The sequence below is a fragment of the Haloferax sp. DFSO52 genome, from assembly GCF_048158745.1.
Classification (GTDB): Archaea; Halobacteriota; Halobacteria; order Halobacteriales; family Haloferacaceae; genus Haloferax.
Genome location: NZ_JBLOPB010000001.1, coordinates 929,241 through 941,055 on the forward strand (window position 1 = coordinate 929,241; position 11,815 = coordinate 941,055).

The window sequence follows — 11,815 nt, forward strand, 5'->3', positions numbered from 1 at the left end:
CTAGGGCCGTTGGCCGATTAAGGGTTGAGGATGAATCAGGTCGAAATCGACGATTCGGGGTCTCCGGTTCGGGTCACGTCGAAGACGCGAGTTACGCAGTCTGGTCTGGTTCGACCGGGAGCGATTCGTCGTAGACGAACGCGACCGTGTCGTCGCCCGAACCACGGACGAGAACGGTTCCTGTCGTCGTGTTCGACGGGACGGTAAACACCGTCCAGACGGTTTCTGACTCGTTCGGGGCGAACAGTCCGCCGTTCGCGAACCCACTGGAGTTCGAGAGCGGTTGATAGCCGTACCGGACACCGTCAGATTCGAACACGAGGTCAGACTGCGAGAGCGACCCCGGTGACGACCCCGTCGCAGAGACGTTCAGCGAAACGAGCACGAACTGCTTTCCCTCGGGTGCAGTGTACGACTCGTTTCCGACTGCGACCGAATCCGTCGTCCGCGAGTTCCACTGTGCGACGATATCTGCCGACGGGGAGGGGGAACTCGAAAGCGCCGAGACGGCGACACCGTCTTGCATTCCCGGTCCGCCGAGACCGTCGACCATCGGCCCGAGGGCAGCGACCGACCCGAGTGCGAGGACGAGGAGGAGCACGGCGACGACGACGACGCGGACGCTCGGCGGCGACCCGGATTTGAGGTCGTCGAGCGACGACGGGAGTCGGTCACGAAGCGACCCACCATCGCCATCGCTGCCCCTGAGCGAGTCGAGTCGCTCGCGCACGCTGTGAATGGGTACCGACGAGATGACGTTCGCGACCGGTTCGGGGACGTCGAACGGGAGGCCGAACTCGACGTCTGCGGTCTCGTACACCTCGCCGTCGGTGTACTGTTTGACCGTCTCTTCGAGGCCCTCGTCATCGACTGTCTCTCCGAGTAAGTCCAGGTCGAGGAGTGTCACGTCGTGTTTGGTCGTGAATCCCCGGACTTCGTCGGTGTAGACGCCCTGTGTCGCGATTGCGATGACGTCTATCTGGCGTTTCTTCGCGTGCGCGACGAAGCCTCTGACGTGGTCTTTCTCGACGGTGGCCTCGACGGCCGGAAGGACGAGCATCATGCCTTTCGTGCCGTCGCCGCGCTGTCCCTGAACGAGATAGCGGCCTTCACCACGAGGCTGGACGCTCGTCTGCCAGTTTCGCTGTGTCCAGAGGTCCGAGAGGAATCGGACGAAGTTCGCTGGTTCGAGTTCGACGAGTCTCGCCATCGTCAGGGTTCCTCCGTCGCTCGTCGGCGTGCGAGCAATCCGGTGACGACGAGCGCGAGAACCGCGAGCGCCGGCGAGAACGGAATTCCGGTGTTCGTCCCGGCGACTGCCGGTTCGAGTGGCGTCCGTTCGACGACCGGATACGGCGTGGTGTTCGCCGTCGTCTCGGCGGTCTGGTCGCCCGTTTCGGGTGTCTCTGTCGGTGTTGCCGTCGGTGAGGGTGTTGGTGTCTTCGCGTCAGGTTCGAGTCGAACCATCGCGTCGTCCGCGATGAGCGACCCGTTGACACTCGAATTCTCTCGGAACGCGAGGTCGACTGCGGGCGAGAAGTTCCCGTCTCGGTTTCGGTCGGCGTAGGCGACAGCGAGCAGTTCGCTGTCGGCCAGTTGCCGGCGGTCGAATTTTACGACGACGTTTTCGTGCGTGCCGGGTGGGAGAGACACACTCGTTCCCAGCGGTTCTTCGTCAGGCGTCTCGACCTGTACGAACCCACCGACAGAGAGGTTGACTTCGCTGATCGTGACGAACGTCCCGTCTGTCTCCTGGTCGACGAACCGAAGACTCGCGTCTGCTTCGTGGAACGTCATCGTCGTCTTCGTCTCGTCTTCGTACTCGCGAATCCACACCGGGAAGACGAGGCCTCTGTCTTCGGGCGCGAACGTGAGGTTGGTGGCCACGGTTCCGTTTTCGGTGACGGTCATCGGAACGAGTCGCAAGAACGGTTGGCCGGGTGCTCGTGCACGGAGTTCGAGAACCGTTCCGGGAGCTAACGACGTCCCACCCGTGACGTTGACGGTGAGCGCCTCCCACGGGTATATCGTCTCGTTGATGACGTCCATCGACACCGTCGGTTCGACGAGGGTGACTGGTGTCCGTGCAGTGATGGTGTCTTCGTCGACGAGGGCGTTGTGTTCACCCTGCAGCGTCACCGTCACTTCGTACGTCTCACGGTCGCCTTCGAGTGGGATGTCCGAGGTGTCCCAGACGATGTAGACGTCGTCGGTTTCGAAGTCGGTGACGACTGTCGCGCCGTTTTCTGGAGTCGCGAGGAACGTCTGCTGTTCGTGATTCGGCCGCACTTCGAGTTGGTTCATCGAGATTTCGATACCGTTTGCTGCTGGGCCGCCTGCCGCGTTGCCTGCTGCGAGCGCCGACTCGAGGCCGCTCTCGTTGAGGTGGATGACAGCGATGTCACCGCTGGCGACGACTGTTCGCTGCGTCGAGGCTGCGCGAATGTTCTCGACCGACGGTGTCGTCTCTTCGTCGGTCAGACTCGCCGGTGCGACAGCAGTCGAGGCCGACGTGTTGCCACGAGGCTGGACGTTGAGTTGCCCGATGGCGCGTTCGACGCCGTCGATCGTCACGTTCATCAAGTACGTCGTCGGTTCGAGTGGGCGCTCGAGTTCGGCGGTGTGAAGCGTCTTGTTTCCACCGCCAGAGACGTACGAGTCGGGAGACCCAGTCGAGTTGTAGGTGTCGATGGTGACCGTCGTCACACCCGCTCCCGTGAGTTCGACCGCCAGATGATAGCCGTAATCGTCGCCACCGACGTGAAGGACGCCGGGAGCCGAGTGACGAACCCGTATTTCGACCACATCGCCACGCGTGACGGTGGTGATGTCTTGCTCGAACGAAGCGGTCGGCTGGTCGGCCGCAGCGGCGGGCATCGGAACCCACAGCGTCGCGACGAGAACCAAGACGGTGACCAACACCGAGGGTGCACGGGTTGCGTAACTCATGGAGTGTTCCCGGTTGGGGTTGACGGCGATTTCGTTCGGGGTTACATAAATCAAAAGGCCCGATTATCAAAACGGAAATTCGCTGTACTCGTTCGGGGTTGGGAGCGAGTGGCCCAACCCCGCATTCAGCCGGGCCGAGTGGGGGACTGTCGGGGCAAACGCTCGGAGACGTAAGCGACGAGGTGGGACGAGAAGGTGCGATAAGGAGATGCGGCGAGAAGACGCGACGACGAGAGCGAATCAGATGGCGTTGGGGAACACCGTGACGAAGAGGAGGCCAACTGCGAGGAGGACACCGAGGAGGACGAACGCGACGTTCTCGAGCGTCGGTGACCCGGGTTCGATGGGTAGAGCCTCCACGCTGTCGGGCGAATCGTCGACGATTCCGTCGGGGCCGACGTCGTCGATACTGAATCGCCACTCGCCTTCGTTTTCGGTTTTCGGGTCGGAAGCGCGCGACATCGAGAAGAGATACGCTCCGCGTCGGGAAAGGGCTACCGCACTTCTATCGGCCGTCTTGTTCGTGGCCGATGACGTCGCCTTCGTAGACGATGCCGCGTTCGGCGTGCAGCGTGACCAAGGACCCATCTTTTGTCGTTGCAGGAAGTGGCGCACCGGAGACCATCGGGATGTCGAGTTCGCGGGCGACGAGGGCGGGATAGCCAGTCATGCCCGCGCGGGCGTCGATGATGCCTGCGAGTTTGTCTGCATCGCCATCGAACTCGCCGTCGAAGTCGGCGGCGAGCGCGAGAATCGCGCCCGCTGGGACGTTTGAGAGGTCACCGTCTGCAGTCCGGTGCAGTGGGCCTGCGACACGCCCGCCGACGATTTTCCGGCCCGTGGCAATCGATTCTGCGGCCACGTGGACTTTGAGCATGTTCGTCGTGTTCGTCCCTTCGAGTTCTGTCATCATCCCCGAGAGGACGACGATTGTATCGCCAGACTCTGCCGCGCCGGCGTCGAGGGCGGCGGTGACAGCGTCGTCCATGACGGACTCGACAGTCGTGCTGTAATCCGAGTATTCGGCAGAGACGCCCCACATCATGGCGAGTTGTCGGCGCGTCCGGTCGTTCGGCGTGACGGCGACGACGGGCACGCCCGGGCGGAACTTCGCGGTCTTCCGCGCCGTGTACCCGGACTCGGAGACGGCGACGATAGCCGCCGCGTTCACGTCGCGGGCGAGGTAGCGTGCCGAGCGAGCGAGCGCTTCAGTTCGCGACCCTTCGATTGCAGTGGGGACGCGCTGTTCCTGGCTCTCGTCGTATTCGGGACTCTCTTCGACTTCGTCGATGATGCGGGACATCGTCTGGACGACGCGAACCGGGTGGTCGCCGACGGCCGTCTCACCGGAGAGCATCACGGCGTCGGTACCGTCGAGAACGGCGTTTGCGACGTCAGATGTCTCGGCACGAGTTGGTCGCCGTGAGTGAACCATCGAGTCGAGCATCTCGGTCGCCGTGATGACGGGGACGCCCGCTGCCTGCGCCTTTCGGATGGTCCGTTTCTGGATGATTGGGACTTCTTCGAGCGGGCATTCGACACCGAGGTCACCGCGAGCGACCATCACGCCGTGTGCGGCTTCGATAATCTCGTCGAGGTTCGTGACTGCGCCGGCGCGTTCGATTTTCGCGATGATGGGGATTTCGGCACCGAGCGACTCGAGCGTGTCGCTGATGGTGTACACGTCCGCTGCGTCGCGGATGAACGAGGCGGCGACGAAATCGACTTCCTTCTCGGCGGCGAGTTTGAGGTTCTCGTAGTCGGAGTCGGTGATGAGGTCGATATCGAGGTCCACACCGGGGACGTTCACACCCTTTCGGGCACCGAGTTTGCCGCCGGACACGATGGTGGCGTAGACGGAGCCATCTTCGACTCGTTCGGCCTGTGCTTCGATACGGCCGTCGTCGAGGAGGATGGTATCGCCGGGTTCGGTCGCAGAGATAGAGTACGAGAGACCAACCGCCTCGGGTGTCGCATCGTCACCTTCGTAGAATCGGACTTCAGTGCCCGTTTCGAGGGAGATGTCCTCGTCGATTGGGGCGGTCCGCACTTCGGGACCCTGCAAGTCGAGCATGGCCGCGAGCGGTTCTTCGGTCGTATCGTCTACGGCACGGATCGCATCGATAACGTCCGACCGATGTTCGACGGTTCCGTGACTCGCGTTCATCCGAGCGACGCTCATTCCAGCGTCCGCGAGTCCACGAATCGTCTCTCGGTCGGCCGACGCGGGACCGAGTGTACAGACGATTTTAGCGTTGCGCATAACCCCGTCTATGAGTGACGAATAAAAAAGCCCGATGATGAACTCGTTTGTGAGTAAGCTGTTCACATAACTATTCTCTGTAGTCCGCTGGGTGGGCAACCGCACAGTCACCAGTCGGACTCTCTCTGCGAGATGCTCTCGAATCAGTGAACGTCACGAATACGGTTGTTTGAGAGTCCGACGCACACTTTTTGTGTGTTCGAGCTAATACTGTACCATGTCTCCGACCGAGGAGTCTCCGCTCCGAACTGACGGTGGGGTGGACGACGCTGGCGGCACACCAGAGGATACGTCGGCAACCACAGATGGAGGGGTCCCGGCGGGACCGGTTGCACCTGACAACGAGACGCCGACGTGGCGCGAGCGCAAGGAGAGAACGACTGGGTTGTCGCGCCTGACGTACGAGTACTTCGAGCGGGCGCGCTACGAAGACCAGACGGTTCGCCAGTCGTCAGACTACATCGAACGCGACGTGCTCGCGTTCCCGACGTGGCCTCACGAGACGGTTCGGAATCTCTCGATAGCGTCCTTTTTCGTCGGGATGATGCTGTTTCTCTCGGCGACGATGCCGCCGCACATCGGTCCGCCTGCAAACCCGTCGAGTACGCCGGCGATTATCCTGCCCGACTGGTATCTCTACTGGTCGTTCGGGCTGCTCAAACTCAATCCGCTGAATCCTGACCTCGCCATCCTCGGCGGCCAGAAACTCATGGCCGACCGGACCTACGGCGTGCTCGCGAACGGTGTCGTCGTCGGCTTCATCGCCCTCGTCCCCTTCCTCAATAAGGGGTCCGCACGCAGGCCGGTCGAAGAGCCATTCTGGGCGGCGGTCGGCATCGCGGGCGTCGTGTTCGCGCTGACCATCTCACTGCTGGCAGTCAAGAACCTCGTCCCGATGAACGTCGACCTGCTGTTCGACCTGACGTTCCTGCTTCCAATCGTCTTCGGGACGGTTACCTACGCGGTGCTCAAGACGATGCGCGAGGGCTACATGTATAACCTCAATCGCCGCTACTACCGGCTGCGTCCGCCGAAATAGGGGCTTCGACTGCCAAAATAGGGGCTGCGTCCGCCGAAATAGGACCCTCGCCGGGTGGCCACTTGGCCCCGATTGGCTCTCAGGGAACCGCAACCGCCGTGCGGTAGATGCCACCGTCGTACCGGACGTATCCGGGGTCGATGAACTCGTTTCGGTCGGTCCCTTTGTGGATTGTCACACTCCCGTCTTCGTCCAGCGCTCGCTGAAACGCGTCTTTCTGTTCCGGCGAGAGGTTGTCGTAGGAGACTGCGCCTTCTCCTTGCGGAAGTTCGTCGACCTGCTCGACGGTCAACTGGCCGGTGCCGTTGCTCCCACCGAGACAGCCTGCGGTGAGGACCACGAACACGACGACGAGTGAGACGCCCAGTCGCATACGTGGGGGTCGAATCTCGTCACTCATAGTGACTCCGGAATTGTGCCGACATTCGACCGAAGATGTTCGGCTAATGGGTCTCTCTGGGTTGTTTTCGGCATTTACGAAGAGACTGTCGTGCGGTAGATGTCGCCATCGTATCGAACGTATCCGGGGTCGACGAACTCGTTTCGTGCGGACGCAGTTGGGAGGTCGACGGAAGAACCAGTCGTCACCGCGTTTTCGAACGTCACTCGCTGGTCGGGGTCGAGATTCGCGAAGGCGACTGCGCCCTGTCCCTGTGGGAGGTCGTCCACGCGCTCGACCGTGAGTGTCCCGGCCCCACCGCCAGCGACGGCACCGACGACGCCGACGACTGCGACGAGCGCGAAGACGATTCCGACCACGGTTCGGCCACCGAGTTCCATAGACTGCGCTGGGGAGGCAGTAGTGAAAGCCCCGACGGTCCAGTCTCGTCAGCTGGGAAAAAACGAAAGTCGAACTGAGCGACGGTACTGGAATCGGGCGAGTCTGCTTACTGGACCTTCGTGCCGGGCGTCGCGTCGTCGTAGGTGGTCAGCAGGTCGGCCTGGTCACCGGCGGCGAGCAGCATCCCGTTGGACTCCGTGCCGAACAGTTCGGCCTTCTCGAGGTTGGCCACGATGATGACCTTCTTGCCGGGGAGTTCCGACAGGTCGTGGAGTTGCTTGATACCGGCGACGATTTGGCGCTCTTCGACGCCGATATCGACGGTCAGTTTGGCGAGCTTGTCCGCGCCGTCGATGCCTTCGGCGGAGAGAACTTCACCGACGCGCAGGTCGAGGTTCTGGAACTCGTCGAACGAGATACGGTCGGCGGCGATGGGTTCGAGGTCAGCGTCGTCTGCCATACGTTCGTCGGCGTCCTCCTCGGACTCGTCACTTTCGGATTCCGTCGCGGCGACTCGTTCTGCGAGTTTCTCGTTGAGCGCCTCCACGCGTTCGTCTTCTATCTTCTCGAACAGCGCTTCGGGTTCGCCGAACGACGCGGGTGGGGCGGCGAGTGCGTCATCGATGTCCGTGTCGGCCACGAGGCCTTCTTCGCCGAGTTGCTCCCAGAGCGCCTGCATCTTCGCGGGCGCGACGGGCTGGAAGATGACGGCGACGGCCTTCGCAATCTGGACGCAGTCGCGGATGACCTGTGCGGCCGCTTCGGGGTCTTCGTCGGTGAGTTTCCACGGTTCGTTCCGCTGGATGTACTCGTTTCCGAACTGCGCGAGACGGACGGCGGCGTTGCCGGACTCGCGAATCGAGTAATCGTTGATGGCCGCGCCGAACTCGTCGATGGCCTGTTGGATGCGGTCTTCGACTTCTTCGGAGACCTCGGCGTCTGGCGTTCCCTCGAAGTTCCGGTAGGCGAAGAGCATCGACCGGTAGAGGAAGTTGCCGACGGTGCCGACGAGTTCGCTGTTGACGCGCTCTTGGAACTTCGACCACGAGAAGTCCACGTCCTGCTGGAACCCGCCGTTCGTGGCGAGATAGTAGCGAAGCAGGTCGGGGTGGAAGCCCTCGTCGAGGTATTCGTCGGCCCAGACGGCGCGGTTCCGAGAGGTGGAAAAGCCCTTCCCGTTGAGCGTGATGAAGCCAGAAGCCATGACGGCACGCGGTTCGGTGTAGCCCGCTCCCTTGAGCATCGCCGGCCAGAAGACGGTGTGGTGCTGGATGATGTCGCGGCCGATGATGTGGACGATGTCGCCCGACTCCTTCCACGCCTGCTCCCAGTCGAACACGTCGGAACCGACGCGCTCAGAGTACTGCTTGGTCGAGGAGATGTACTCGATAGGCGCGTCGACCCAGACGTAGAGAACCAAGTCGTCGCCTTCCTCGCCGGGGTAGTCGATCCCCCAGTCCATGTCGCGGGTGATACACCAGTCCTGGAGTTCGCCTTCGATCCACTCTCGTGGCTGGTTCTGGGCGTTCGAGGTGCCCTCGACCCGATTGATGAACTCCTGAAGGTACTCCTGGAGGTCGGAGACGGCGAAGAACTTGTGCTGACGCTCGCGGTACTCCGCGGGGTTGCCGGTCAGCGTCGAGGTTGGGTTCTCGATTTCACCGGGTTCGAGGTGACGGCCACAGCCTTCGTCACACTCGTCGCCGCGGGCGTGTGCGCCGCAGTACGGACACGCGCCTTCGACGAATCGGTCTGGAAGCCACTGGTCGGCGTCGGGGTCGTAAGCGACCGGTATCTCCTTTTCGTAGACGTAACCCTCGGCTTCGAGCGTCTGGACGATTTCCTGCGTCAGTTCGGTGTTCGTCTCGTCGTGGGTGTGGCCGTAGTTGTCGAAGTCGATGTTGAATCGGGGGAACGTCGCTTGGTACTTCTCGTGGTGGCGGAGTGCGAACTCCTCGGGCGTGACGCCCTCTTTCTCGGCGTTGACGGCGACGGGCGTGCCGTGCATGTCGGAGCCGCTGACGAAGGCCGTCTCTTGGCCGAGTTTTCGCAGCGAGCGACTGTAGATGTCGCCGCCGACGTACGTTCGAAGGTGGCCGATGTGCAGGTCGCCGTTCGCGTACGGCAACCCGCACGTCACCACCGCTGGGTTCTGTGTGGGGAATTCCTCGTGGCTCATATGTGTCGTGTATCTCGGATGCGGGCCTAAAGCCCGCCGGTACAGGTGCGTCTGTCGGTCGATGCGATGCAACCTCGGGGTTCACCGGATTCGCCCTCGTCTCGCGTTACCGAGACGGACGCCGAAGACGGGTCCACCCGTGGCTAAAAGAGGGGACGCATACGCATGTTGTCCGGACGCAAGACGGTCACACCGCTACTGAGACAGGGGAGAAATAAAAAAGACGCGCCTCAGACGCCGAATCTGAGTGGGAGCAGCTCAGTCTTTAACCGAGACGCCACCGAAGCCACAGAACCCGCTGACGACGAGGTCCACACGTTCGTGTTCGAGTTCACGCAGTGGGCGTTCGTCTTCCGCCCCGCCGAAGATTGGAATCACGTCTATCTGGACGTTCCAGTCGCGCGGGACGATGAGTTCTGCACCGCCGAACAGCGCCGTGACGTTGATTCGGGCGGTCTCTTCGAGTTCGGGAACCTCACGGAGGTCCACTTCGACGGACCCGAACAGTGCAGTGATTGCCCCACCGGTGAACCGACTGGTCGTCACACGCGCGTTCCGACCGCCGAAGATTGCGACGAGGTCCACGCGTTCACCGGTGACCGGTTCGACGGACGACCGAACACGTCCGAGGACGACAGAGAGGCCGAGGATGACGATGAGCAACGGCCACAGCGACAGCACCTGCGACCCGGTCACCAGGTCGAGGGCGACGGCTTGCCACGCGCCGGCGACGGCGATGAGGACGAGCGGGCCACCGACGTTTCGGAAGCCGCTGGCGACGAGTGCGTACAGGCCGACGAGTACGAACAGCGACGGAATGTATCGGAACAGGCTGCTCGTGTCGTAGAGTCCGGTGCTGTTTGCGAGCAGTACGAGGCCGACGAGGACGATTGCACCCCCGACGACGACTTGATTCGAGATGCGTCTGTATGCCATGTTAGAGATACGCATCAAGAGGGGATAACCAGCGATTCTGATTCTCAGTTTATTGTGGCGTCGGCCCGCTCTACCGTCCGAATTCTGTCAGTTGTGAGTTCAGAGGAACACGAGGGCCGCTTCGATGCCCACGACGGTCACGATGAGGCGACCGGCCGACCCGACGAACGTCGCCGCGGCGAACTTGAGGTAGTCGTCTTCGAGGACGGCGAACGCGTAAATCGAGAGCGTGTCGGGGAACCCCGGAACGCAGAGTGCGAGGGCGAGGCCGGCGTAGCCCCATTTCTGGGCGATTTCGATGGCCCGTCGCTCGGTCCAACCCATCACGTCCACTGGAAGGCGGTCGAGCGCCCGTTCGACGAATCCCGATTCTTTCGTCTCGTGGCCGATGTAGAACGCGAAGACGCTCCCAGCGGCCTTTCCTGTCCCACTGACGAGGATGATGAGCGCCAGTTTCGCAGTCTCTGAGAGGCCGAGATTGAGGGGTGCAAAGAGGACGATTTCGCTCACGCCGGGGAGGGCAAAGGCGATGAGGAACGAGTAGACGAAGATAATCACCAGCCCGAACCACCCGGTTGCCGTCTCGACGAGTGACGAGAGCCACGAGAAGTCGGGATAGATTCCGAGGGCGAGGTCGGAAAGCGGCACGAGCGCGGGAAGGGTCACACCAGTCACTCGCAACCAACCGAATGTAAGCCTTCAGGTTTCGGTAGAGACTCCTTGGCGCGTAGAACAGTCTTCTCTCGGTGAGAGTCTCCCCGAACTAATAGTCCGACTCAGTTCCGTGCTGGATTACCGCCGACGTCGTCGAGGTCCGCGAGGAACTCCCGAAGCGACTCTCGAGAGACGTGGGGCATACAGACGACACGGAGTTCGCCGCTCGCAGTCTCACCCGAGGACGAACGACGACAGGAACAGCGTCGCGTTGTACAGGCCGTGAACGGCGATTGGAACGGCGAGATTCTCCGTTCGTTCGTAGATGTAGCCAAACACCGCCCCGACCAGAAACAGTGCCGTAACCGGGACGAGAATCACGATGCCGCCACCGACGAAGTTGAACACGTGAAGCGACGCGAAGATGGCGCTGGCGAGAACGATGGCCCCGAGTGGGCCGAACGTCTTGCGCAAGCGACCCTGCACAGCGCCTCGGAAGAGCAACTCTTCGGCGGGCGCGATGACGAAGATCGACAGGAGCGCGAGTGCGACGAGAATCGTCGGGTCGACGACTGCGGCATCTCCGACGACCGATTCGACCGGGCTGAGGTCGACGACTGTCGATGCGGCGACGAGTAGTCCGACGGCGGCGAAACTGCCGACGAGGCCGAGGGCAACCCATCTGAGGTCTCCCCGCGTCGGGATACTGACCGAGACACCGCCGAGGAGCGCAATCGCGACGAGGATGCCGACGAGTGCGAAGGCGAGTTGTGACGGTATCAGTGCGAGGATGAGGAACGTCGACCCGGTCGAGTCGATGGAGATGTTCGCTGCGAGGAGCGGAACGAACAGGGCGAACGTGAGGACGACACCGAGGATGAGTGCGGCGACGACGATTGCGACGGCGACGACGACGGCACGGAGTTGGCCGGTGAGGCTCGACTGCCGAGTGGAGGGGGAATCGACTGCGGTGGACATGGGTGGTTCAGGGACCTCTCACCGTGAAGGTACGAG

11 protein-coding genes and 1 pseudogene are annotated in these 11,815 nt (G+C 62.2%); 1 reads left to right on the forward strand and 11 read right to left on the reverse strand.

What is annotated here, in order from left to right:
* Positions 1-91: 91 nt before the first annotated feature.
* The 4 genes from ACK3SC_RS04850 to pyk form a co-directional block, all read right to left on the reverse strand.
* The gene (locus tag ACK3SC_RS04850; protein WP_416838985.1) at positions 92-1,210 is read right to left on the reverse strand and encodes a hypothetical protein; all 1,119 of its coding nucleotides are present in this window, start codon (positions 1,208-1,210) and stop codon (positions 92-94) included.
* Positions 1,211-1,212: 2 nt separating this feature from the next.
* Entirely contained in the window at positions 1,213-2,949 is a 1,737-nt protein-coding gene (locus ACK3SC_RS04855; RefSeq protein WP_416838986.1) for a hypothetical protein, read from the reverse strand.
* A 240-nt stretch (positions 2,950-3,189) separates the two neighbouring features.
* A complete protein-coding gene (locus ACK3SC_RS04860; protein WP_416838987.1) occupies positions 3,190-3,411 on the reverse strand; it encodes a hypothetical protein in 222 nt (73 codons plus the stop codon).
* Positions 3,412-3,454: 43 nt separating this feature from the next.
* Positions 3,455-5,212, reverse strand: a complete 1,758-nt coding sequence (pyk, locus tag ACK3SC_RS04865; RefSeq protein ID WP_416838988.1) for a pyruvate kinase — start codon at positions 5,210-5,212, stop codon at positions 3,455-3,457.
* 217 nt (positions 5,213-5,429) lie between these two features.
* Between pyk and ACK3SC_RS04870 the strand changes: the two genes are divergently transcribed.
* Positions 5,430-6,251, forward strand: coding sequence for a cytochrome bc complex cytochrome b subunit (locus ACK3SC_RS04870; RefSeq protein WP_416838989.1), 822 nt, complete (start codon positions 5,430-5,432; stop codon positions 6,249-6,251).
* 79 nt (positions 6,252-6,330) lie between these two features.
* Here ACK3SC_RS04870 and ACK3SC_RS04875 read toward each other — a convergent pair whose 3' ends face one another.
* The 7 genes and pseudogenes from ACK3SC_RS04875 to ACK3SC_RS04905 form a co-directional block, all read right to left on the reverse strand.
* Positions 6,331-6,624 carry a hypothetical protein gene (locus ACK3SC_RS04875; RefSeq protein WP_416838990.1) on the reverse strand — a complete coding sequence of 98 codons (294 nt, stop codon included), beginning with the start codon at positions 6,622-6,624 and terminating at the stop codon, positions 6,331-6,333.
* A 101-nt stretch (positions 6,625-6,725) separates the two neighbouring features.
* The gene (locus ACK3SC_RS04880; RefSeq protein WP_416838991.1) at positions 6,726-7,031 is read right to left on the reverse strand and encodes a hypothetical protein; all 306 of its coding nucleotides are present in this window, start codon (positions 7,029-7,031) and stop codon (positions 6,726-6,728) included.
* A gap of 107 nt (positions 7,032-7,138) precedes the next feature.
* The gene (gene metG, locus ACK3SC_RS04885; protein WP_416838992.1) at positions 7,139-9,211 is read right to left on the reverse strand and encodes a methionine--tRNA ligase; all 2,073 of its coding nucleotides are present in this window, start codon (positions 9,209-9,211) and stop codon (positions 7,139-7,141) included.
* A 258-nt stretch (positions 9,212-9,469) separates the two neighbouring features.
* Positions 9,470-10,147 (reverse strand): LiaF transmembrane domain-containing protein, encoded by a 678-nt coding sequence (locus tag ACK3SC_RS04890; RefSeq protein ID WP_416838993.1) that lies wholly within the window; start codon positions 10,145-10,147, stop codon positions 9,470-9,472.
* A 99-nt stretch (positions 10,148-10,246) separates the two neighbouring features.
* On the reverse strand, positions 10,247-10,813 hold the full coding sequence (locus ACK3SC_RS04895) for a YqaA family protein (protein WP_416838994.1): 567 nt from the start codon (positions 10,811-10,813) through the stop codon (positions 10,247-10,249).
* Between the two features lie 110 nt (positions 10,814-10,923).
* Positions 10,924-11,034, reverse strand: a pseudogene (locus ACK3SC_RS04900) (tyrosine decarboxylase MfnA); the annotation flags it as partial.
* Position 11,035: 1 nt separating this feature from the next.
* Positions 11,036-11,779 (reverse strand): CPBP family intramembrane glutamic endopeptidase, encoded by a 744-nt coding sequence (locus ACK3SC_RS04905; RefSeq protein WP_416838995.1) that lies wholly within the window; start codon positions 11,777-11,779, stop codon positions 11,036-11,038.
* Positions 11,780-11,815: the final 36 nt, after the last annotated feature.

Bases quoted from the DNA above. Each gene is read 5' to 3' on its own strand.
- ACK3SC_RS04875 (WP_416838990.1), bottom strand. From the start codon at position 6,624: ATGCGACTGGGCGTCTCACTCGTCGTCGTGTTCGTGGTCCTCACCGCA.
- ACK3SC_RS04905 (WP_416838995.1), bottom strand. From the start codon at position 11,779: ATGTCCACCGCAGTCGATTCCCCCTCCACTCGGCAGTCGAGCCTCACC.
- ACK3SC_RS04880 (WP_416838991.1), bottom strand. From the start codon at position 7,031: ATGGAACTCGGTGGCCGAACCGTGGTCGGAATCGTCTTCGCGCTCGTC.
- ACK3SC_RS04860 (WP_416838987.1), bottom strand. From the start codon at position 3,411: ATGTCGCGCGCTTCCGACCCGAAAACCGAAAACGAAGGCGAGTGGCGA.
- metG (WP_416838992.1), bottom strand. From the start codon at position 9,211: ATGAGCCACGAGGAATTCCCCACACAGAACCCAGCGGTGGTGACGTGC.
- ACK3SC_RS04855 (WP_416838986.1), bottom strand. From the start codon at position 2,949: ATGAGTTACGCAACCCGTGCACCCTCGGTGTTGGTCACCGTCTTGGTT.
- ACK3SC_RS04850 (WP_416838985.1), bottom strand. From the start codon at position 1,210: ATGGCGAGACTCGTCGAACTCGAACCAGCGAACTTCGTCCGATTCCTC.
- ACK3SC_RS04870 (WP_416838989.1), top strand. From the start codon at position 5,430: ATGTCTCCGACCGAGGAGTCTCCGCTCCGAACTGACGGTGGGGTGGAC.
- pyk (WP_416838988.1), bottom strand. From the start codon at position 5,212: ATGCGCAACGCTAAAATCGTCTGTACACTCGGTCCCGCGTCGGCCGAC.
- ACK3SC_RS04890 (WP_416838993.1), bottom strand. From the start codon at position 10,147: ATGGCATACAGACGCATCTCGAATCAAGTCGTCGTCGGGGGTGCAATC.